Below are 22,514 nucleotides of genomic sequence, written 5' to 3'. Positions count from 1 at the left end.
ATAGATAAGGTATATTTTATTAATAGAGTTGGTTAAAGTCAAGGTATGTTATTTAAAATTATTAGAAAAGTGGCAGGTGGAACCATGGAACCGATTTTGACAGTAAATAATCTGCACATCTCTTTCCAGAGCCATGACGAAGAGCGTGCCGCTGTACGCGGCGTAAGCTTTGAAGTCTATAAAGGGGAAACGCTAGGGATCGTCGGTGAATCGGGCAGCGGCAAAAGCGTCACCGCCCGCTCCATCATGAGACTGCTGCCTTCCCCGCCCGCACTTATGAAGGATGGGGAGATTGTCTTCCTGGGAGATAACCTGGCGGATAAAACGGAGAAGCAGATGGAGAATATCCGCGGGCAGGAGATCGGTATGATCTTTCAGGACCCGATGAGCTCCCTGAACCCGACCATCCGCATCGGCGAGCAGATCAGCGAGAGCCTGATCAAGCACCGCAAGCTGTCCCGCAGAGCTGCGAAGCAGGAAGCGCTGGAAATGCTGAAGCAGGTCGGCATCCGCGACAGCGAAATGCGCTACCAGCAGTACCCGCATGAATTCTCGGGCGGGATGCGGCAGCGGGTCATGATCGCTATCGCTCTGGTCTGCCAGCCGGCCCTGCTTATTGCAGACGAGCCGACTACCGCACTCGATGTGACGATTCAAGCGCAGATTCTCAATCTGATGAAGCATATGCAGCAGCGTCTGGGCACCTCCATCATTCTGATCACCCATGATCTGGGCGTTGTTGCGGGGATGTGTGACCGTGTAGCGGTTATGAAGGACGGGGAGATTGTGGAGACAGGCCGCACAGAGGACATCTTCGCCCGCCCGCAGCACCCGTATACGCAGCGGCTGCTGAATGCGTTGCCCCGGCTGGATGAGAAGAAGAAGCCCAAGCCGCCCGGTCTGATTATTCAAGGAGAAGGCAATCGGCCGCTGCTGGAGGTCAGATCGCTGAAGCAGCATTTCAATCTGGGCAAGGGCCGGGTGCTGCGCGCGGTCAATGATATCAGCTTCCACATCCGCGAAGGAGAGACGCTCGGCATGGTCGGTGAGTCCGGCAGCGGGAAGTCCACGACCGGGCGTTCGATTCTCCGGCTGCATGAGCCGACCGGCGGCGATGTGCTGTTCCAGGGCATGGCGGTGAACCGGCTTAAGGCCCAGGAGATGAAGATCATGCGGCGCCATATGCAGATGATCTTCCAGGACCCGTATGCATCCTTGAATCCGCGCTTCAAGGTCATGGATATTATCGGTGAGGCATTGGATGTCCACCAGCTTGCCGGCAGCAAGAAGGAGCGGAAAAAGCGGGTCGAGGAGCTGCTGGATCTGGTCGGGCTGGACCCGGCATTCGCCATCCGCTACCCGCATGAATTCTCCGGCGGCCAGCGGCAGCGGATCGGCATCGCCCGCGCGCTGGCCGTTGAGCCGAGGTTCATCGTCTGCGACGAACCGTTGTCAGCGCTGGATATGTCCATCCAGGCGCAGGTAGTGAAGCTGCTGGAGGAGCTGCAGCAGCGGCTCGGCCTGACGTACCTGTTCATTGCCCATGACCTGTCCATGGTCAAGCACATCAGCGACCGGGTGGCCGTCATGTACAATGGCCGGATTGTCGAGCTGGCTGAGAGCGAGGAGCTGTACACTAATCCGCAGCATGAATATACGAAGTCGCTGCTGGCCGCCATCCCCGTGCCCGATCCAAAGATCGAAGCGGCCAAGAAGCGGGTGCTGCTGGAGGAGCAGAGCAGCGGTGTCGATAAATATAACCTCGACCAGTCCAGCCTGGTCGAGATCTCAGAAGGCCACTGGGTCGCTATACCAGCGGGCTGAGAGGCTGAGGGCTTAAGGATAAAGGCCGAGGATGCAGGACTTCAACGGTAAGAGCAATTAAGGGGCACTTGTGCCCCTCATTTCCGCTCACCGCCCACTTTCAGCCAATTCAGGTGCACTAATGCCAATGTCATTAAGATAAGCTCAAAGATAAGTTTGGAATTAAAAACGGAATCCAAAACGGTATGGGGAAAAGCCCTATGCCGTTTGTTTTGGGTGTAAGGAAGGAAAAAGCGCATAGCAAACAAAGCGGATGGAAGATCCACTTAAAAAAATGTTCATGCGAACCGAATTATGCTACTCTGTAGACGAAGCTAATGGCGGATTTGCTACGTATTCTGCGTGTATTCCTTTGCCCAGGACGGGTGAGACGAATCGGCAAAATATTTTTGCGAATCAAAGCTTCCACATCAGGCGGGGGTCCATCGCCCTTGGAGCGCAGGAAATGTCTACAGACGTGAACGGCCACCGTGAAGTTGACTTGGTAGAGGTGCCGTTTATCCTTTTGGGAAATGACTACGTGCGAGGTAATCATTTCAGCGAAGTTGTAGAGGATCATTCTTGCGAATATCTCTTGGGTAATGGACTCTTGCTTTTTTGCGTGAAAATGGGTCAAACCAATGGTGTATTTCAAAGCCCGGAAAGAGGTCTCAATGCCCCATCGCAGGTGATACAGATCCCGGAGTTCATCCGGTGAGAATTCAGCAGTAGACAGATTGGTAATGACGGTTTCATAATCACCACTTTGCAGGAGGAAACGAACCACCCGAAAGGAAATGGGGTAAAACCAGTTCTCCTCCATGTCCAGAAAATCAAAGCTAGAGGTAGCCGGAAGAACTTTATAGATTTCGGGGCGATTCCTGAACTCTTTTGTTTGTTTTTTAGTCAGCGTCAGATGAATCTCCTGATCAAACGCTCCGTCCAAGGTCAAGTGCAAACCCGAAAGAATACCATTCGAATGCAAATCCTTGACGCGTATGACGTAATTCCATCCTTTCCGTTCCAGATGTGCGAACGTATTATAGCTTTCAAATCCTCGATCCCCCGTCACAAGGACGTTACCCTGAATGGGGGAGCGATCCACCATTGTGGCCAGCGCCCTTCCTTCGTTGCGGAACTTTCGAGGTTGAACAATGGCATCCACATAAAGCCGGTTACAGAGGTCATAGGCTGCGTTCAAGTGTAGAAGGTTAAAGCCTTTCGAGTGGGGCTGACTTTGAGAATAGGTCAACGGGTCCGTAGGATCTGTTGCGATATGCAGATCGGAACCATCAATGGCCAATAATCGATAGCCTCGATAATCCTTGAATTCCGTTTGGGACGCTGTAAAGGTGTGAAACAAAGATTCTACCGCAGACGGCAAGATTTTATTACGTTGCTGAACAAAAGCAGAAGAAGTTGCGGTGTTGACATCATAGCCCTGTGATTCCAGCAGTTCCTTATAGAGACTGTTCCCCCCCATGAAGATCAAGGTCTGCATGACCGTTTCAAAGGAGAGTTTCTTCGTTCGGGTAAAATCTTTCCCTGGTTTTTTGACATAAGGTGCGGGGGCAGCCGCCATCTCTCGGATGAGAGATGTCAGTCTGTCTTTCAGCGAATTAGCATAAGTATTCATTGGTGAAACCTCCTCGTTTTTTCAAGGGGCTTCGCCACACATTTTCAACGGATTGTCAAGATTTTTTTGTACAGAAAAAGAGCAGGCTATCTTTTCGATAACCTGCTTTTTTTCTTGTTTTTGGCTCTATATCTTAACTTAATGACATTGGCACTAATGCTCCTCATTTCCGCCTACCGCCCGCTTTCAGCCAATTCAGGTGCACTAATGCTCCTCATTTCCGCTCACCGCCCGCTTTCAGCCAATTCGGGTGTACTTGTGCACCTCATTTCCATTACTCCCTCAGCTTCCCCACTCCGCCGGTGGACCCGATACCGCTATATTCCTCTACTCGCAAGCCTGTTCACCTACGGAATGAGGCGGTTGCCGCGTTAGGGCTGCCCCAAATGAATGACCTCATGCTCCTCCGCACTCCGGTAGGTCCCGAATACAAGCTCCAGCGTCTTCAGATTATCTTCGCCGCTCGTCTGGAATTCCTCACCGGTATTCAGGCATTCAATGAAATGCGACTGCAGGCGGTAATGGCTCTCTTCAAAATCAAGGCCGTGATCCTCCGAGATCGTAGTCTCCAGCCCGCTGTTATCAATCAGGCTGAGTGTGCCGCTGCTGTACAGCTTGATCGTGGCCTGATCGCCTTCAATAATCAGCTGTTCCTTATGGTCCGGCAACACAGGCAGCGTGAGCTTGCCCGGCAGATTCTGCCGGGTGGCCCAGCTCATATCCATCAGGCCCATGTAATCCTCGTAGCCGAGAGTAATCAGCCCGGCGTCCTCTCCGGCAATAAACGGGCTGACCTTCCGGGTCTCTGCATATAGCCGCTTAGGCTCCCCGAACAGGAAGCGCCACGTATCATACCAGTGAACCCCCATCTCATAGAACAGCAGCTTCGGCATCTCCCGGAAAAACGGTTGCGGCAGCTCATTCTCCGGGGCAAAGCGCGGTGAATAATAATCCGTGTGAATATAGCGGATCGTCTGAAGCCGTCCTGCCGCTCCCTGATCCAGCAGCTTGCGGATGGCCTGAATCGGCTGCAGCCAGCGCCAGTTCTCTGTAACCATCAGCCGGACGCCCGCAGCACGGGTCGTTTCCACCATCTCACAAGCTTCCTCCATAGAACGGGCAAACGGCTTTTGGCACATGATATGCTTCCCGGCCCGTGCGGCCAGTCCGACCAGCTCAGGATGAGTATCCGGCGCGGTAATAATATCTACTATATCTAGCTCCGCAGAAGACAGCATGTCTTCCAGCTTAGAGTACAGCATGTCCTCGGGAATCCCGTATGCCTCCCCCTTACTGCGCAGCTTGTCCGAATCCAGGTCGCACAGGCCTTGAATCTGAACGCCGGGGATACGCTGCCATGCCTGTAAATGCTTATCCGACCAGTACCCGGCGCCCACAACACCAACCTTCCACATCTTATTTCGCCTCCAGGTCATACTCGTCGCGCAGGCGCGTCATTCTCACCGCCATATATGTCCGTCCCGGCAGATCGACCCTGAAGGTTCCCTGATAGCTACCCGCAAGCTCATCCACCGTCATGTTCCAGGTATCCAGCAGCTCCACCTTGTAGCGGATATCAGGGTTCATTGTGAACTGGCGGAAGCCCGGCCGGTTAAACCCGAAATAATACAGAACATATTCATCCTCCACCCCGGCTCTGGGCAGATCCCAATCCGAAGGCAGCGGGTTCAGCCCCTCTGAAGGCCCTTCCTCCAGCACGCGGCGCAGAAAAGCAATCCGCTCAGGGCTCGTGCCATACAGCCGGCCGCCCTTGGCCCACCAGAGCTTATCTTCCGGGTGCAGATAGGTTTCCCCATGTCCGACATACCCTCCACGGACCGCGCCTTCCCAGAAACGGCGGACCATCTCTTCCCCGGTAATATTTCCCCAGCCATGCTCGACATTGCCCTCGTAGGCACATTCATCGATCACGACAGGCTTATTCCAGCGCCGTCTCCATTCATCCGTATGCTCAGAAGTCTTGTACGCATCCACACGCTGAATACTGCAATGCGTAACCCAGGGCTGGTTGAAATCATAGAAGGCAATACCGTTGTGATTAGAGATCAGGTGCCCGTAAGGATCATACGACGTTACAATATGCGCATACCGCTCCCAGTCAGTAAGTTGCTTGTTGCTCATGAAATCATATTCGTTAGCCAGCGACCACCAGATATGGCGGTAAGCCGAGAGCCTGGCTACAAGGTACCGGAGATAGCGGTCATCCGCCTCCTTGCCCATATCTGCGAAGCCCCAGCGGTCATACGGGTGGAACAGAATCAGGTCGGCCTCGACGCCCAGCTCCCCAAGATCTGCAATCCGCTCCTCCAGATGCCGGAAGAACGCCGGACTGAACCGGCTGTAATCCCAGCCTTCCTCCACCGAGCCTTCATAGGGATAATATTCCGGTTCATTCTCGTTATAGGAGTAGGACTTCGGGAACACGCACATTCTTATTTTGTTAAAAGAAGACGCTTTCAGCGTATCCAGCGTCTGGCGCTCCATCTCATCCCCCTGATGGGTCCAGGCGTAGCAGGTCGTGCCGACAGGAAGATAAGGCGTTCCGTCCGCATAGGCAAAATGAAAGGTATTCCGCACCCGGACCGGACCATGATTCCCGACCGCAGCAGCCGTGCATTCCAGTTCCCCTTCAAGCTCATGCAGAGCAGGCTCATTGCTGCTGGTCCTGAACGTCCACTTCCCCTGATGTTCTGGCATGAAGCGGATGCGGTACGCCCCGTCTCCATCATAGAAGCCCAGAACAAGAACCGAACGTTCTCCCATCGAAAATTCCGCCTGCAGCGCTACCTCCGTAAACGGATTGCCCCCGGCAGGACCTCCTTGCAGTACAATTTCACATACGCCCCACTGTGAAGTCTGGTCAGGTACCGATACGGAGACCCTCCCCTGGAATGCTTCAGCCTGCCCTGCTTCCTTCGGATTAGCCATAAGTCCTGCTCCCTTCTGTATGAATCCTCAGATATACAAATAGCAACATCAAACTAAACAATAACTAAACAAAAATAATATTATTAACTATAAATCTATTATAAAGCAATCCTACAACACCTTCATGCCATCGTCAATGTTCTTATTCAAGCTAAAAACCTACTTAATTAAACTTGTATATCAACCTCGATTATATACCAAATGAACTAAACATAACTAAACAAAGATACAATTTACACTTCATTGCTAAATTTAGCGCCTTCCCTTACACTAAACATACTTAAGCTACGATGCTGAATGGAGGTCTTGTCATTGAATATGGAGGAGCTTGCCCGGCTGGCCGGGGTCTCCAAAGGGGCCGTCTCATTGGCACTGAACGGGAAGCCGGGGGTCGGTCCGGAGACACGCGGACGAATCCTTCGCCTGGCGGAGACCTATGGATATACCGGCAGGGGAAAGGCGGCCGCCGCTGAGGCGAACCCCACCACCCTGCGATTCCTGGTGTTCACCAATGCCGGGCTGGTTCATGAGGAGTACTATCAGCAGCCCTTCTTCCGGGAGCTGATTCATCATATCGAGGAGCGCTGCCGGATGGGGGGATACAGCCTTATTTTCTCCGCAATTGAAGAGAAGCACTATGAGCAGGGCATTCAATCAGTGATGGAGGAGCCGACCAGCGGCGTGATTCTGCTCGGGACCAGCCTGGATGCGGCCAGAATAGCCGATATTGCGGACAAGCTGCCCGGCTTGATCGTGCTGGACACCTGCTTCGATGCGCTGCCTGTCCATTTTGTGGAGATCAACAATTATATGGGGGCTTATCAGGCAGGCACCTATCTGACCGGCCACGGGCACCGGAGAATCGGTTATATCGCATCCGAGGAGCGGATTCATAACTTCAAGGAGCGGCAGCGCGGGTTCATGGATGCCGTGGCGGAGGCGCAGGCGGATATCCCCCGGAGCAATATGCTGGCGGTGCCGCCGACCTTATTTTCCTCGCAGGGGCCGTTACGGGACAAGCTGCAGCGGCTGAAGGACAGCGGACAGCCTTTTCCCACCGCCTTCTTCTGTGAATGTGACTACATCGCCATCAGCGCGATCAAGGCACTTGGCGAGCTGGGCTTCTCCATCCCGGAGGATGTATCCGTCATCGGCTTCGATAATATCAATGAATCGCAGATTGTAGCCCCGGAGCTAACCACGGTACATGTGGAGAAAGAACGGATGGCCGCATGGGCAGTCGATCTGTTCACCGCTTCTCTTCACCGGCAGCCCGCAGTCAGCACCAAGGTCAAAGTCGACACCCTCTTTATCGAGAGAGCTTCCTGCCGGAGGCTCGAACCCTCTGCGGATTAGTCAGCTACATTCACAGCCTATTTGCAAAAAAACAGGAGCCAGCCCTAACCGCCTGATCGCGGCTGAGGGGTTGGCTCCTGTTCCTATTCTAGGGTCCTGTCCTATTCGTCCTGCTCTATTTGTCCAGCCAGGTACGCATCATTGATAACAGCTGTCCGCTGTTCACCGGCTTGGTAATATAATCCGAGCAGCCTGCTTCCAGGCACAGCTCCCGGTCCCCCTTCATCGCCTTGGCTGTAAGCGCTAGTATCGGGAGGTCCCCCCATTCCGGCTTCTCCCGGATCGCCCGGGTTGTCTCATAGCCGTCCATTCCCGGCATCATGATGTCCATCAGGACAATCCCGATATCCGGCGTCTGCTCCAGCAGCGTGATCGCATCCTGGCCATTCTCCGCAGGGATCACCTTCATCTGATGGCGCTCCAGAATGGAGGTAAGCGCAAAGATGTTGCGGATATCATCATCCACGACAAGCACCTTTTTATACTCGATCATCTCATCCGATTGATACAGCTTCACCAGCTTGTCTCTGGAGAGCGGCGGCAGATTCTCTGCCTTGCGGTGCAGGGCGAGGGTGGATTCATCAATCAGCTGGGCATCCGATTTCACCTCTTTGAGCACCGCCATCTTCGCCAGCTCATCCCATTCGGTTTCTTCCTCCGGCGTCAGCTTCCGGTTCATCTGCACCAGAACGGGGATTCTTTTGTTCCTGGCGTTCTTGTACATCTCCCGGAGGAAACGAATCAGATTCATGTCCGCCAGGCTGCTGTCCAGCACGATCGCATCGAACGTCTTGCTGTTCAACTGGTTCAAGGCTTTGCGCCCGGTCTCTACGGCGGTGAGCGTAAGATCCGGGTTGTCCAGCAGCTCGGCTATATGCTTGCGCTCCTGTTCATCCTGGACGGCAACCAGCAGATTAGCCGTGGCGTGATCCGCGAACCGGTTCAACCGGTCCAGCGCATTCTCCAGCTCCTCATTGGTCACGGGCTTACGGAAGTAATCGTAAGCACCCTTCTGCAGCAGCAGCACCTCGTCTTCATCCACAGTCATCACGCAGACCGGAATATGCCGCACCCCGATATCGTTCTTGAGCTGCTGAAGCACCAGCCAGCCGTCCGTATCTCCGCCAAGATGCAGATCCAGCGTGATGGCCGCCGGCTGGTATTTCTGAACCAGCTCCAGGACATCCCAGCCGCTGGTGGCGATAACCGCTTTGATCCCTTTTTTGTGGAGCATCCCCAGAATGATCTCATTGAACTTCTGGTCATCCTCAACGATCAGGAACACCCGGTCTCCCGGTTCAATCCCATCGCGGTCATCCAAGAAAGGCTCCTCTTCCGGCTTGACAAGGCTGCTTCTGCGTTTGGCCGGGGTGATATCAATGACCTCGGGGACATGAGTCTGCGGGAGCACCGGCTCTGTGAATTCCGCTTCCGTTGGCAGGTACAGATTAAATACGCTCCCTTTGCCCACTTCGCTGTACAGGGTAATCTCTCCGCCCAGCATCTCGGCAATCTCGCGGGAGATGGCAAGCCCCAGGCCCGTTCCCCCGTATTCCCGGTTCGTGCTGCCGTCCGCCTGCTGGAAGGCTTCGAAGATAATTTGCTGCTTCTCCTGCGGAATGCCGATCCCTGTATCGCTTACGGAGAAACAGATCACCGTTCTGGCCCGCTTCAGCGACTCATTGTCCGGGTGCCAGCCATCCTCTGCCTTGCGGATCTGAAGCATAATCTGCCCCTGCTCCGTGAACTTGAAGGCGTTCGAGAGCAGGTTCTTCAGTATTTGCTGCAGCCGCTTGGAATCCGTGGCGATGCTGGCCGGTACACCGGGATCAACGCTGATCCGGTAGTCGAGCTTCTTGGCATCCACCATATGGCGGAAGGTGCGGTCCAGTCCGCCCGTCAGCTCTGCCAGAGAGACCTCGCTGAAGTCCGGCGTGATCGTGCCGGATTCGATTTTGGACAGATCCAGGATATCATTGATCAGGTGCAGCAATTCAAGTCCCGAATCCTGAATCGTCTTGGCGAACTTCACCTGAAGCTCGTGCAGATTCTCATCCGGGTTCTCGGCCAGCTGTTCTGCCAGAAGCAGCAAGGAATTCAGCGGGGTCCGCAGCTCATGGGACATGTTGGCCAGGAATTCAGATTTATATTTGGAGGTCAGGGCAAGCTGCTCCGCCTTCTCCTCCAGGTAACGCTTGGCCACCTCTACCTCATGGTTCTTGCTCTCCACCTCTGCCTTCTGCAGTACCAGCAGCTTCGCCTTATCCTCCAGCTCGTCATTGGTGCTCCGCAGCTCCAGCTGCTGCTTCTGCAGCTCCTCGGTGAGCGACTGGGACTGAATCAGCAGCTCCTCCGTACGCTGGTTCGCCTGCATCGTGTTGATTACACTGCCTATGGATTCAGTAAGCTGATCCAGGAAAGCGATGTCGATATCGCTGTAAGGCCGGAAGGTCGCCAGCTCCAGAATCGCCAGCACCTGATCCTCGAAGATGATCGGCAGCAGAATGATATTAAGCGGCGTTGCTTCTCCCAGTGCGGACGAGATCATCACATAGTCGCCCGGAACGTTGGTCAATAGAATCCGCTGCTTCTCAATCAGGCACTGGCCGACCAGCCCCTGCCCCGCCCGGAATTCATTCGCCAGATGCTTGCGGTTCTGATACGCGTAGCTGGCGAACAGCTTCAGGACCGCTTCCCCGCCGGAGGGTTCATTAATATAGAAGACGCCATGCTGCATCGATACCAGCGGAGCCAGCTCGGACAGGATCATCCGGCTGACTGCATACAGATCGCGCTGCCCCTGTAGCATCCGCGAGAACTTGGCCAGATTGGTCTTCAGCCAGTCCTGCTCGGTGTTGATGCGGGTCGTCTCCTTCAGATTACGGATCATCTCGTTGATGTTATCCTTGAGCGTGGCAACCTCCCCGGAGGCGGACACATCAATCGCCCGTGACAGATCGCCGTTAGTCACTGCTGTCGCCACATTGGTGATGGCCCGCACCTGTGTGGTCAGCGTACTCGCCATGTAATTGACGTTGTCGGTCAGATCACGCCAGGTACCCGCAGCCCCCGGCACACTGGCCTGTCCGCCCAGCTTCCCTTCGGCTCCAACCTCGCGTGCCACAGTAGTTACCTGATCAGCGAAGGTAGCCAGCGTCTCGATCATGTTATTGATCGTATCCGTCAGTTCGGCAATCTCGCCCTTGGCCTCGACCGTCAGCTTCTGCTTCAGGTTACCGTTCGCCACCGCCGTCACAACCTTGGCGATGCCCCGCACCTGATCGGTCAGATTGGTCGCCATGATATTCACGTTGTCGGTCAGATCCTTCCAGATGCCCCCGACACCGCGCACTTGGGCCTGTCCGCCCAGCTTGCCGTCCGTGCCGACCTCGCTCGCTACACGCGTCACCTCGGACGCGAACGAATTCAGCTGATCCACCATCGTGTTGATCGTGTTCTTCAGCTCAAGCAATTCGCCTTTGACATCCACCGTAATCTTCTTGGACAGATCCCCGTTCGCTACCGCCGTGGTTACACCGGCAATATTGCGCATCTGAATCGTCAGGTTGCTCGCCATGAAGTTCACCGTATCGGTCAGATCCTTCCAGGTGCCGGAGACATCCTTCACCTCGGCCTGCGCGCCCAGCTTGCCGTCCGTACCCACCTCGCGCGCTACACGCGTCACCTCGGAGGCGAAGATCGAGAGCTGGTCCACCATCGTGTTGATCGTATTTTTCAGCTCCAGAATCTCGCCCTTGACGTCTACGGTAATCTTCTTGGACAGGTCGCCCTTGGCTACCGCCGTGGTCACATCTGCAATATTACGCACCTGATCCGTCAGATTGCGGGCCATGTTATTTACGCCTTCGGTCAAGTCCTTCCAGGTGCCGCCGACTCCCTTCACCTGCGCCTGTCCGCCCAGCTTACCGTCTGTACCGACCTCGCGCGCTACACGCGTCACCTCGGAAGAGAACATGGAGAGCTGGTCCACCATCGTATTGATCGTGTTCTTCAGCTCCAGGATTTCGCCTTGCACATCCGCAGTGATTTTCTTGGACAGATCCCCGTTCGCCACCGCTGTCGTTACCACCGCGATGTTGCGCACCTGATTCGTCAGGTTAGATGCCATGTAGTTCACGCTCTCGGTCAAATCCCGCCAGGTCCCGGCTACGCCCTTCACCTGGGCCTGTCCGCCCAGCATGCCTTCAGTGCCGACCTCGCGCGCCACGCGCGTCACCTCGGAGGCGAAGATCGACAGCTGCTCCACCATGGTGTTAATGGTGTTCTTCAGCTCCAGAATCTCCCCTGTCGCATTCACGGTAATTTGCTTGGACAGATCCCCTTTGGCCACCGCTGTCGTCACTTCGGCAATATTGCGCACCTGATCCGTAAGCGTGCCGGCCATGAAGTTCACGCTGTCGGTCAGATCCTTCCAGGTCCCGGAGACGCCCTTCACATCGGCCTGCCCGCCGAGAATCCCTTCCGTAGATACCTCGCGCGCCACGCGCGTGACCTCGGAGGCGAAGTTGCTGAGCTGGTCCACCATGATGTTAATGGTGCTCTTGAGCTCCAGAATCTCGCCCTTCGCATCGACGGTAATCGTCTTCGACAAGTCGCCCTTGGCTACCGCCGTGGTCACTTCCGCGATATTGCGCACCTGATTCGTTAAGTTGGAAGCCATATAATTGACGCTCTCGGTCAAATCCCGCCAGGTGCCGGACACGCCCTTGACGTCCGCCTGCCCGCCGAGAATCCCTTCCGTACCCACCTCACGCGCCATCCGGGTCACCTCGGAAGCAAAGGTCGATAACTGATCTACCATCGTATTGATCGTGTTCTTCAGCTCCAGAATTTCACCCTGCACATCGGCCGTAATCTTCTTCGACAGATCGCCGTTGGCAACCGCCGTAGTCACCACCGCGATGTTCCGCACCTGATTGGTCAGGTTGGACGCCATGTAGTTCACGCTCTCGGTCAAATCCCGCCAGGTGCCGGAGACATCCTTCACATCGGCTTGTCCGCCGAGCTTGCCTTCGGTCCCGACCTCACGCGCCACCCGGGTCACCTCAGAAGCGAACATGGAGAGCTGATCCACCATCGTGTTGATCGTATTCTTCAGCTCCATAATTTCGCCACGCGCATTGACCGTAATCTGCTTCGACAGATCGCCGTTCGCTACGGCTGTAGTCACTGCCGCGATATTGCGCACCTGATCCGTAAGATTCGTCGCCATATAATTGACGCTGTCGGTCAGATCCTTCCAGGTGCCGGAGACCCCCTTCACATCAGCCTGTCCGCCCAAAATACCCTCGGTACCCACCTCACGCGCTACGCGTGTAACCTCAGAGGCGAACGTGCTGAGCTGATTCACCATCATATTAATATTGCTTGCCGTTCGCTGGAACTCGCCGGTAAGCGGCCGTCCTTCAATCGCCAGCTCCACCTGCTGGGACAGATCGCCCTTGGCTACGGCGTTAATGACCCGGACCATCTCGCTGGTCGGCTGAATCAGATCAATCACCAGGCCGTTCAAGGAATCGGTAACCATCTCCCAGGACCCGCCCAGATTCTTCTGCACGAACCGTCTGGACAGGTTTCCTTCCTTGCCGACCACTCTCGCCACCGTCTGGACCTCGTTTACCAGGCTCTCCTGAATGTCCATAATCTCGTTGAACGTATCCGCTACCTTACCGGCGATCCCCGTCCGGTCATAAGGCATTCTGTGGGAGAAATTGCCCTTCTTCATCGCCATCAAGGCGCTCAGCAGTTCACCGGCGTCTATTCCATCGCCATGGTTTTCTTTGATTTGGTTGTCATCGCTCATAGTATCAACCCTGCCCCTTATTCAGCACGTATTTTTGCTCTCCAATCCAAGATGCTCACAAACGACAATTGTAAAAACAAACGTAGCCCCAGGTTCATTCGACGGCTCTACCCGGATGCTTCCGCCCATCAGCTCCACCAGAGCTTTGCTGATCGATAAGCCAAGCCCCGTGCCTTCGAATCTGCGTGTGGTAGAGGCGTCAAGCTGGGAGAAGGGCTGGAACAGCTCGCCGATTTTATCCGGGGGAATTCCGATTCCTGTGTCTCTGATTGTGAATTCAAGCGTAAGCTTATCCGCCGCTTCCCCCAGCTTGTTAACCATTATGTATACACTGCCTGCATGGGTGAATTTCACTGCGTTGCCTACCAGATTATTCAGCACCTGGCGGAGGCGGTTCACATCTCCCGACAGATAGGGCGGCACGGCGGGGTCAATCATCACCACCATATCAAGCTTCCGCTCACGGGTCCTAGCGGTGAACAGGGCAACCGTCTCGCTCAGGCAGTCTTGCAGCGAGAACGGCGCCTCTTCCACCTCCAGCTTGCCGGATTCAAGCTTGGAATAATCGAGGATCGGATTGATCACCGACAGAAGGGCATTGCTGCTCGTGTGGATAATTCCCGCCATCTCACAATATTCCTCCGGCAGATCCGAAGCCAGCAGCAGATCAGACATTCCGATGATCCCGTTCAGCGGCGTGCGGATTTCATGGCTCATCATGGCCAGGAATTCCGATTTCACCTTGGAGGCAATTTCTGCGGCTTCCTTCGCTTCCCTCAGCTCCTGATTCGTCTTCTCCAGCTGCCGGGCCTGCTGCTTCAGCATCTCACTCTGGAGCTGCAGCGTCTTATTCGCTTCATACATGCTGACGTAACCCTCAATCTTGGACTTGAACAGCTGTGGGACGAGGGGCTTCGTCATGTAATCCATAGCGCCGACGGAATAGCCAGCGAAGATATCCTCCATGGTAGTGCTGTTAGCGGTCATGAAAATAATCGGCACGAAATTGTTCTTCTCCCGCGTGCGGATGAGGCGGGCCGTCTCCAGCCCGTCCATTCCCGGCATTTGCACATCCATTACAATGACCGCAAATTCCTCTTCCAGCAAACAGCGCAAAGCCTCAATCCCGGAATAGGCCCGAAATAACCGGTAAGACTCTCCGCTAAGCACGGCCTCAATGGCAAGCAGGTTTTCGGGATGATCGTCTACGAGCAGGATGTTGATTGGATAATCCATGAGGACCTCACTTTCCAACCTGTGGCTTGCTTACGTTTATATTTCGAAAATATAGCTTATATACCCAAAATTTCAAATCCCGAAACCCGGTCATTCTTATAGCGAACTTCCCCTGAGCGCAGATAATCAAAAGAGCAGCGGGGTCTGGTCTGACCTCACTGCTCCGTTCGGATAACGCTTATGTATGTTGTAATTCATGAAGCAAAGGCAGCGTAATCTCAACTATTGTTCCCACCGGCTGGTTACTCTTGAACTGGAGAGTCCCCTTATGATTATGGATAATTTTCTTACTAATCATAACACCTAGTCCATTCCCTCCCGATTTGGTCGTGAAGAACGGAGCACCGATCTGGTGCAGAAGCTCTGCCGGTATGCCCGGCCCGGTGTCGATGATGCGAATAATGGCTGCATTCTCCTCAAGCTTCAGCTCCAGGGTAATTTCTGCTCCGTGCGGGCTTGCTTCTATCGCATTTTTCAGCACATTGATAAAAACCTGCTTCAGCTTGTTAACTGCGCACCGAATGAGCAGGCTGTCGAGATCCGAGTGCATTACAATCTCGTTGTCTGTCATATGCGCCTGGGCATTCAGCAGCACAACTACCTGTCCGAGCAGCCCGGCCAGATTACAGTCTGCCAGTTCGGACGGCATTTCCTTGCCCAGCAGCAACAGTTCACCAATTATTGAATTGATCCGGTCCACCTCTGACAGGATGATCTCGTGCAGCTCCCTGTTCATCTTAGAGCGGGAATACAACAGCTGGACGAACCCGCGGATGCTGGTCAGCGGATTACGGATTTCATGGGCGATGCCTGCAGACAGCTCACCGATCATAGACAGACTCTCGTTGTATCTCAGGAACTCTTCTGTTTTTTTTCGTTCAGTCATGTCGCGGGTAATCGAGATTATCATCTGGCGGCCATTCAGCCTGAACGGCTTCGCACTGATCTCCACCGGTATTTCCCTTCCGTCCTTCGTGACCTGAACCCATTCGACGAACCTTCCTTCTCCGCTGAGAATGGACCCGAACGTCTTATCCACCTCTCTCACCAGTGCTTCTGCGGTAACAGTACGGGGGGTCTTGTCCAGCAGCTCGTGACGTGTATAGCCCAGCATACGGCAGCCAGCTTCGTTCACATCCAGGAACTTCGAGGGCTTGCCCTCCTCATCCTGTTCATAAATGAAAATAGGATCATTCGCCTCATTAAATAGCTTATAATATTTCAGCTCTGAGAACTTGATCTCCGTTACATCCCTTAATGCACATACATAAGCCGTAATGCATCCTTCCAGATCTTTTACTGGGGATATCGTTATTTTGACACTGATCAACTCCCCGTCCCGCTTAATCCGGAAGGTATCGAGGACAAACAGACGCTTTCCCTGATTGATGAAGATATACATCTGATTCAGCTCGTCCCTAAGCTCCCGCGGAACATGGGGGAAATCATGGAGGTTCAATTCCTCCGTTGTCCAGCCGTACAGCTCAACGAAGCTGGAATTGGCGTAGCTCACCTTGTTGTCCATACCCAGAATGTACATCGGGTCCGGGCTGTGCTCGGCAAAAGAATACAGTGAATAATGCATCATCTGATGAACTGAGAAACAACTCATATAGCAGCTCCCGCAGCCAGTTTGTTTTTCATTCCATGGTAGCACTTTGCCCGTAACTTATCTGTGACAAAAGCGGCTCAGCTCTGCTGGTAATTCACCGCTGTAATCAGGCAATCCCCGCATAGAAAAGCATAATAGATTCCCTCGCTGTCTTCCGCCTGCTCCATATCCATCTGTGCGGTAAAGGTCATCGTCTGCGAGCAGCAGGGACATGCCGGATAATCCGTATCCTGAATCCAGGCTGGATGTCCCCCGATCTGCGATGCCGGCGCCTCAAGCGTCCAATGCGCACTTTCATAAGTGCCTGCAGGCTGTTCCGATAATTGCATCACATGCCATACGGGGGACGCTTGCCCTCCGTTATTGTCAGGCAGATATTCAGGAACAGTGTTATATGGACTCCATGAATAACCGCCTTCCAGATCAACGTTCATGAACACGGTGCCGTAGCAATTACAGTGCATACAGGCGGCAATCCTTAGACGCTTGCCGGGCAGCTTCATGAATTGAAGCAAAGGATGCTGCAAATCGTAATCGAATAAGACGGTCAATTCGCCTCCGCACCACGGACAGGACGCCGCCCCTGTCTGGAGCGCTGTCACCGCCGCAGGAGTGCGGGGAGCTTCCGCAATTTCTTCCTTATATACTTTGAATGGATAACACTCCGGGTATATAAGCAGCCTCTTGCCGCCTCCGGCATCAAGCTCCCAGCCCGCTTCACGGGCATACATCTCGGGAGCTATATATAACGCTGACGCCCACGCCGGCGGGGACTGCCGCCATGCCGCAAACAGCCTGACCACTTCTTCATCACCAATCCAGGCCAGTGCCAGCAGCAGGTGATTCCGGTTCCCCTGATCAGTCTCCACCTGAGCGATGAGCCGGTCCCGGATCACCGCGTCCGCATCCTTGTAGAGAATCGCCGGATAATAATTCTCAGTGCGGAGGAAGCTTTCGAGGCCCGGCCCGAGCCGTGTATCTGTGTAACAGACAAGGGACAACAGAATCGTCTCAGCCTGGTCAACCTCCTCTTCTTCCAATAATTGAACCGCGTAGCTCTCCATTCGCTCCCGTTCTTCCACGGTCAGCTCATGATACAGCTCCTGCTCAGTTTGGGGGTAGGGCACTTCCCGGATAAGCGGATCAGGCTTCTGCGGGCTGTGCATGATTGTCAGAATTTCAACCCGATCTTCCACACCTGCATATCTATTGATCTCTTTCCGGTTCTGCTCAATATAAGCCTGTCTCTCTTCTGCAAGCTTCCGCTGCTGGCAGGGCATACAGATACCGCCTGTTCTCTGCGCCGTTGCAGGAAGAATGCTTCCCGTGCAGCCCGGGGTCTGACAAGGCAGACGTTCGCTCATATCCCATCTCTCCTTTCGTGATCAGTACGCAGATTATGCCCTCATTATAATAGATATTACCCTTGACTGTTCGCCCGCCATCTAAGATAATAACAACCTCTGCCGTAATCCATGCAGGACAAGAATAATAACATTGACAGGGAAAAGGGGCGGTCGTCATCAGCTGGCTAAATGATCTCTACAAATTACAGAAGAAGGAGCCGGCAAAAGACGCCGAGCCTGCTCTGGTCAATGCCATCTTCCGGATGTATGACCGGTTCAAACGGCTTGGTCTCACAGAACGGCTAGGCCAGCAGGATATGTCGCTGGATATTGCCGACGCTTATATCCATGGCCGAAATGCAATGATTGAAGCCGGAGTCGGTATCGGCAAATCCTTCGCCTACCTGATTCCCGGCCTGCTCATCAACCAGCTCTCCCGGCGGCCGGTCATTATCGCCACTTCGTCCATCCAGCTCTCCGAACAGATCCATAAGGATCTGCGGTTCATCGGCAGCCGGCTAGGCTTCTCGATGGTCCGCTCTGTAGTCGGCAAGGGCATGGGGCAATATGCCTGCCGGTACCGGGCAGCGGACCTGTTCCCGTCCGGAGAGCCCGGCTCCCCGCTCACTGTACTCGCAGAGGGTATCCTGAATGCAGAAATCAACGAACGGGCAGATCTGAAGGGCGGGGTCAGTGACGCCTTATGGTCTAACGTGTGTGTGACGGATTGCAAGTTCGAGCACTGCCACTACAAGCATACCTGCGCCTTCTACGACATGCGGGCCAAGATCAATGCCGGCCCGGGCGAGATGGATATCATCATCGTGAACCAGGACCTGCTGATCCGAGACCTGATCAAGAAAAAGGAAGGGACCAAAGGCCTGATCACCGAGCGGCCTGCGCTGATCATTATAGATGAAGCGCATAATCTGGAAGCCAAGGTCAGGGATGCCCAGACTCTTGAATTCACCTTCCGGCAGATCTCCCGGGTGCTGGAGGATGCCATGCAGCTTCTGTTCAAGCAGTCGGCGGACCGCAGCCTGATGAAGTCCTGCCAGTTCGTCCGGCGCTGTGCCAAAGAGCTGTTCAGACAGATAGAAGCAGACCTGCTGCACACCGCCAAGCAGGACACTGACCGGATTAAAGTATCGGAGATTGGGGGAGTCCCGCTAGAGCAGGCCGTGCAAATTCTGCAAGAGTTCCGCCTTAGTCTCTCGGTCCTGACTTCCCGGCATGAGCGGGAGATCGATAATACCTTCGAAGCGGTTAACGGAATGATTGACCTCTTTCAGGTGCTAGCCGGGACGGAAGACAACTATTTGCTCTGGGCAAGCCAGCCCCGGGGAGAAGCTACCGTCAGTATCTGTCCTAAGGGGATCAGCCAATTCCTGAAATATAGTCTATTTAGCGGGAAAAGCTCTGTCATCCTGACCTCCGCAACCCTCAGCCAGTCCGGCGATACGCTGGAGGAACAATACGCTTATCTGACCCGGTCGCTGGGCTACGGAGGAGAGTATATGGAGCGTCAGGCTTCACCGTTCGATTATGACAACCATACGATGATGTATATTGCCAAGGACGTCCCTTACTATAACCACAACAACCGGGAAGCTTATCTGGAAGCGGCATATAAGGAGCTGCTGCGGCTATGCAATGTAACGGACGGGCGGACCCTGGTGCTTTTTTCGGCCAAAGAGGATATGAAGTACATTCACAAAAAGCTGAGCGCAGAGAAGCTGAAGTGGGCGCTGCATATGCAGCGGGAAGGCTCATCCCAGGACGGGGTAATCACTGAATTCCGGGCGAGCAAGGGCGTGCTGCTGAGTACCGGTGTGTTCTGGGAAGGCGTGAATATCGAAGGGGCGGACCTGTCGCATCTGATCGTCTTCCGGCTGCCGTTCCCGGTTCCGGCCGATCCCGTCTACGAATACAAGGCTGCGCAGGCGGCGAATCCGCTCATGGAGGTCTACGTACCGGACATGCTGCTCCGCCTGCGGCAAGGCACCGGGCGCCTGATCCGCAGCGAGACAGACCTCGGTGTACTCAGCATCCTGGATTCCCGCCTGTCGGCCGGAGCCCGCAACCCGTACCGGGAACAAGTCCTTGCCGCCCTGCCGTTCACCAAGGTGACGGAGGAGTTTGGGGTGCTGGAGAAGTTTGTACGTGAGAAGGGGATTCATCGGGGTTGAGTTAGACGCGGGCGACGGGCGGGGAATCGGCGGGGTTGTGATGAGCGCGGGCGGAGTATCACCCTTAAGTATGCGCCTATTGTACTTTATACATTAGATTTAGCTATAAAACTACCTTTCTAGCCATTCTACTGTATTATGTACAGCAGAATTTAGAGATTTTGCCCATATTGAGCTTCTCTCCAGCATTCTACTGTACTAAATACAATAGAGACTGTTTTTAGAGGTGTTTTATGAATTTCTATTGCACATAGTGCAATCACCACTGGACTACCCGCTCCATTTCTTCACTAGCCAGCCCACTTCCAGTCGATCCAAAGGGATTTCCCCTTTCATTTCAGCTCCCAGCCAGTCAGCCTGCTTTCCGTGCCAACCAGCCGCTTACCTACTCACCAGCCATACTCCGCCAGCTCACCACTTCATCAGCTTCCGGATTTCGGACGTCAGTCTGTCTGCTGCTTTGCGGTGGGTCACCCGGGAAGGGTGGAAGTCAACGGCGTAGCCGTCCTCTTCGCGCTGCACCTCGAATTTCATCACTGAGATCCTGCTGTCGCCGGTTTCCCGGGCATAGCGGTCCACCGTCTGCTCCAGGACAGGATACAGCCTGTCCCCCATGATCCCGAGCGTACATAGTATGGCCGAATCGGGATTATTCCGTCTGACCATTTGTAGAAAAGCGACATAGTTCTCTGCATAATCCGCCTGCTTGGCGGGGTCATCCTTGGTGTAAGAATCGTCGTTGGTCCCCAGATTAATGACGATCAGCTCCGGCGTGAATCTGCTGAAATCCCAAGCTATCTCCTGAGGCAGCAGACTGCCGCCGAACCTCCCTTCAGACTTACCTACCTTCTCGTAGTAATCCGGCAGAAGATGCGTGGTCAGCTTCTGATCATTTTCTGTATAGCCGGTAATAATGCCGTAGCCGCTGTAACACACCATACTGTAATCCGCACCAAGATGTTCTGCGCTCAGGTAGGCATAAGCCTTCGTTACATCTTCTGTAGCCGTAGAAAAGGTATGCAGTGCCTCTTCATCATCCACGCCATACCCGCAGGTAATGGAATCGCCGATGAATTCGATCGTATGCTGCGCAGATGGAGCCGGCTTAATCCCTTCCTCAGCCTGCACCGCGATCTCTGCAATGCCAACCGTTGATATGGCTGCTTCAGACAGCTTCGTAATTCTTACAGTAATCTCTTGCTCGGTGTCGCTTTCGAACACTGTATACGTTTTGCGTAGCTGATCCACCTGATCGTCTATCACCTGCTGGCCGTTAACACTGATTCCAATCCGGGCCAGATTGTTGCCGGTTGCAGCGATATCATCGCCTTGCAGAGTGATCCGGGCCGCCCGGCCGTAAAATGAGAATTCCACCCCGCTCCCCGAAAGAGCCAGCCACAGCACCTCCCCCATCCAGTGGGTCCGTCCGATCAGTCTGACATGATTAGCTGCCGGTTGGTACGTTTTCATCTGGGACATTCCATAACCTTCCTTCTATCGTTTCTATTCGTAACAGTAGCAAAGGCGCTTTATATTTTCAATGATATGTTAAGATATTAAGTACTTGTCAAGCGGAAACATATAAATTCTATATTTTGAAAAAAGGAGGATATCCATGGACATCCCCAGAGGGACTTACGGCTTTCGCTTTGCCGAAGATAAGGAGCTGCAGCTGTGCGTATTGTTCGCAGCCGGTTATGATTCCGTCTCCGATCCCGCTTACCGCTGGGACGGCATGGAGCGCAGCGACGGCCCGCTGCTGCTGTTCCAGTATACGCTCTCCGGTGAAGGCGTGTTCGAGTCAGAGAACCGGACCTACCGGGTCCGGGCCGGACAGGCTCTGCTGGCGGAAATCCCGGGACCTCACCGGTATTACTATCCGCCGGATGCGGCAGAGCCCTGGGAGTTCCTGTTCCTGCTGCTGCGCCCAAGCCTAATCCTGCCCCACTGGCGCAGATTCCTGCGCGAAGCGGGCGAGGTGCCCTGGTTACCCGCAGATTGTGCCCCCGTCCGGCTGGCGCGGATGATTGTAATGGACGCCGGAGCAGGAAGAATCTCCGATCCGCTGATCGCCTCGTCCAGCGTCTATCAATTCATGACCGAATTGACCCGAATGCAGGCAGCTACGTTGCGTGACAGGGACAACTGGTCAGAGAATATCAGGCGCGCTGCCGAATTCATCGAACAGCATTACTCACAGATGATCAGCATCGACCAGCTGTCGGAGCATGTCTCCCTGTCCAAGTATCATCTCATCCGCCGCTTCTCGGCCAGCACCGGCCATACGCCCGGCGCTTATCTGACCCGGGTCCGAACGGAGAAGGCGATGGAACTGCTCCGGGGGACGAGCTTAAGCATTGAAGCTATTGCACAGCAGATCGGCTATTCCAGCGGAAGCTACTTTATCAAGGCCTTCCGCAGCCTGACCGGACTGACACCGGGCGATTTCCGCAGCGGGGGCGAGAGCCTGACCTACCGGCAGCTCTTTTTTGACTAAGCGCAATATAGTGCTATTCGGCTTATAAGATTACTATAGATATTGGATTTATCCTTGATTATGATG

12 protein-coding genes are annotated in these 22,514 nt (G+C 54.3%); 4 read left to right on the top strand and 8 right to left on the bottom strand.

The window, feature by feature from the left end; genetic code table 11:
- Nucleotides 1–84: 84 nt before the first annotated feature.
- A complete protein-coding gene (locus NST43_RS05745) occupies nt 85–1,824 on the top strand; it encodes an ABC transporter ATP-binding protein (protein WP_339223070.1) in 1,740 nt (579 codons plus the stop codon).
- A gap of 292 nt (nt 1,825–2,116) precedes the next feature.
- Here NST43_RS05745 and NST43_RS05740 read toward each other — a convergent pair whose 3' ends face one another.
- From NST43_RS05740 to NST43_RS05730, 3 genes are all read right to left on the bottom strand, one after another.
- A complete protein-coding gene (locus tag NST43_RS05740; protein WP_339223069.1) occupies nt 2,117–3,439 on the bottom strand; it encodes an IS4 family transposase in 1,323 nt (440 codons plus the stop codon).
- 371 nt (nt 3,440–3,810) lie between these two features.
- The gene (locus NST43_RS05735) at nt 3,811–4,854 is read right to left on the bottom strand and encodes a Gfo/Idh/MocA family oxidoreductase (protein ID WP_339223067.1); all 1,044 of its coding nucleotides are present in this window, start codon (nt 4,852–4,854) and stop codon (nt 3,811–3,813) included.
- A gap of 1 nt (nt 4,855) precedes the next feature.
- The gene (locus NST43_RS05730) at nt 4,856–6,388 is read right to left on the bottom strand and encodes a DUF5605 domain-containing protein (protein WP_339223066.1); all 1,533 of its coding nucleotides are present in this window, start codon (nt 6,386–6,388) and stop codon (nt 4,856–4,858) included.
- Nucleotides 6,389–6,706: 318 nt separating this feature from the next.
- Between NST43_RS05730 and NST43_RS05725 the strand changes: the two genes are divergently transcribed.
- On the top strand, nt 6,707–7,744 hold the full coding sequence (locus NST43_RS05725) for a LacI family DNA-binding transcriptional regulator (RefSeq protein WP_339225343.1): 1,038 nt from the start codon (nt 6,707–6,709) through the stop codon (nt 7,742–7,744).
- A 115-nt stretch (nt 7,745–7,859) separates the two neighbouring features.
- Here NST43_RS05725 and NST43_RS05720 read toward each other — a convergent pair whose 3' ends face one another.
- From NST43_RS05720 to NST43_RS05705, 4 genes are all read right to left on the bottom strand, one after another.
- Nucleotides 7,860–13,568, bottom strand: a complete 5,709-nt coding sequence (locus tag NST43_RS05720; RefSeq protein WP_209993627.1) for a HAMP domain-containing protein — start codon at nt 13,566–13,568, stop codon at nt 7,860–7,862.
- A 21-nt stretch (nt 13,569–13,589) separates the two neighbouring features.
- A complete protein-coding gene (locus NST43_RS05715) occupies nt 13,590–14,804 on the bottom strand; it encodes an ATP-binding protein (protein WP_209993628.1) in 1,215 nt (404 codons plus the stop codon).
- A 178-nt stretch (nt 14,805–14,982) separates the two neighbouring features.
- Complete coding sequence (locus NST43_RS05710) at nt 14,983–16,392, bottom strand: PAS domain-containing sensor histidine kinase (protein ID WP_209993629.1); 1,410 nt, start codon at nt 16,390–16,392, stop codon at nt 14,983–14,985.
- A gap of 101 nt (nt 16,393–16,493) precedes the next feature.
- Nucleotides 16,494–17,780 (bottom strand): DUF1963 domain-containing protein, encoded by a 1,287-nt coding sequence (locus NST43_RS05705; protein WP_339223064.1) that lies wholly within the window; start codon nt 17,778–17,780, stop codon nt 16,494–16,496.
- A gap of 245 nt (nt 17,781–18,025) precedes the next feature.
- On the opposite strand from NST43_RS05705, the gene NST43_RS05700 reads away from it, so the two are divergent.
- Nucleotides 18,026–19,951, top strand: a complete 1,926-nt coding sequence (locus NST43_RS05700; RefSeq protein ID WP_339223063.1) for an ATP-dependent DNA helicase — start codon at nt 18,026–18,028, stop codon at nt 19,949–19,951.
- Between the two features lie 411 nt (nt 19,952–20,362).
- On the opposite strand, the gene NST43_RS05695 is transcribed toward NST43_RS05700, so the two are convergent.
- A complete protein-coding gene (locus NST43_RS05695) occupies nt 20,363–21,430 on the bottom strand; it encodes an SGNH/GDSL hydrolase family protein (protein WP_339223062.1) in 1,068 nt (355 codons plus the stop codon).
- Nucleotides 21,431–21,566: 136 nt separating this feature from the next.
- Between NST43_RS05695 and NST43_RS05690 the strand changes: the two genes are divergently transcribed.
- Nucleotides 21,567–22,448, top strand: a complete 882-nt coding sequence (locus NST43_RS05690) for an AraC family transcriptional regulator (RefSeq protein WP_339223060.1) — start codon at nt 21,567–21,569, stop codon at nt 22,446–22,448.
- The last annotated feature ends 66 nt before the right edge of the window (nt 22,449–22,514 follow it).

It is taken from the genome of Paenibacillus sp. FSL H8-0332 (assembly GCF_037963835.1).
In the GTDB taxonomy this organism is placed as follows: Bacteria; Bacillota; Bacilli; order Paenibacillales; family Paenibacillaceae; genus Paenibacillus_AQ; species Paenibacillus_AQ rhizoplanae.
The sequence above is the reverse complement of the archived record's forward strand: the minus strand, read 5'-3'. Positions and strand labels throughout refer to the sequence as shown.

What these genes read in the sequence shown, in the direction of transcription:
- NST43_RS05730 (WP_339223066.1), bottom strand. Translation starts at nt 6,388, where the DNA reads ATGGCTAATCCGAAGGAAGCAGGGCAGGCTGAAGCATTCCAGGGGAGG.
- NST43_RS05690 (WP_339223060.1), top strand. Translation starts at nt 21,567, where the DNA reads ATGGACATCCCCAGAGGGACTTACGGCTTTCGCTTTGCCGAAGATAAG.
- NST43_RS05695 (WP_339223062.1), bottom strand. Translation starts at nt 21,430, where the DNA reads ATGTCCCAGATGAAAACGTACCAACCGGCAGCTAATCATGTCAGACTG.
- NST43_RS05700 (WP_339223063.1), top strand. Translation starts at nt 18,026, where the DNA reads ATGTATGACCGGTTCAAACGGCTTGGTCTCACAGAACGGCTAGGCCAG.
- NST43_RS05740 (WP_339223069.1), bottom strand. Translation starts at nt 3,439, where the DNA reads ATGAATACTTATGCTAATTCGCTGAAAGACAGACTGACATCTCTCATC.
- NST43_RS05720 (WP_209993627.1), bottom strand. Translation starts at nt 13,568, where the DNA reads ATGAGCGATGACAACCAAATCAAAGAAAACCATGGCGATGGAATAGAC.
- NST43_RS05705 (WP_339223064.1), bottom strand. Translation starts at nt 17,780, where the DNA reads ATGAGCGAACGTCTGCCTTGTCAGACCCCGGGCTGCACGGGAAGCATT.
- NST43_RS05745 (WP_339223070.1), top strand. Translation starts at nt 85, where the DNA reads ATGGAACCGATTTTGACAGTAAATAATCTGCACATCTCTTTCCAGAGC.
- NST43_RS05710 (WP_209993629.1), bottom strand. Translation starts at nt 16,392, where the DNA reads ATGATGCATTATTCACTGTATTCTTTTGCCGAGCACAGCCCGGACCCG.
- NST43_RS05715 (WP_209993628.1), bottom strand. Translation starts at nt 14,804, where the DNA reads ATGGATTATCCAATCAACATCCTGCTCGTAGACGATCATCCCGAAAAC.
- NST43_RS05725 (WP_339225343.1), top strand. Translation starts at nt 6,707, where the DNA reads ATGGAGGAGCTTGCCCGGCTGGCCGGGGTCTCCAAAGGGGCCGTCTCA.
- NST43_RS05735 (WP_339223067.1), bottom strand. Translation starts at nt 4,854, where the DNA reads ATGTGGAAGGTTGGTGTTGTGGGCGCCGGGTACTGGTCGGATAAGCAT.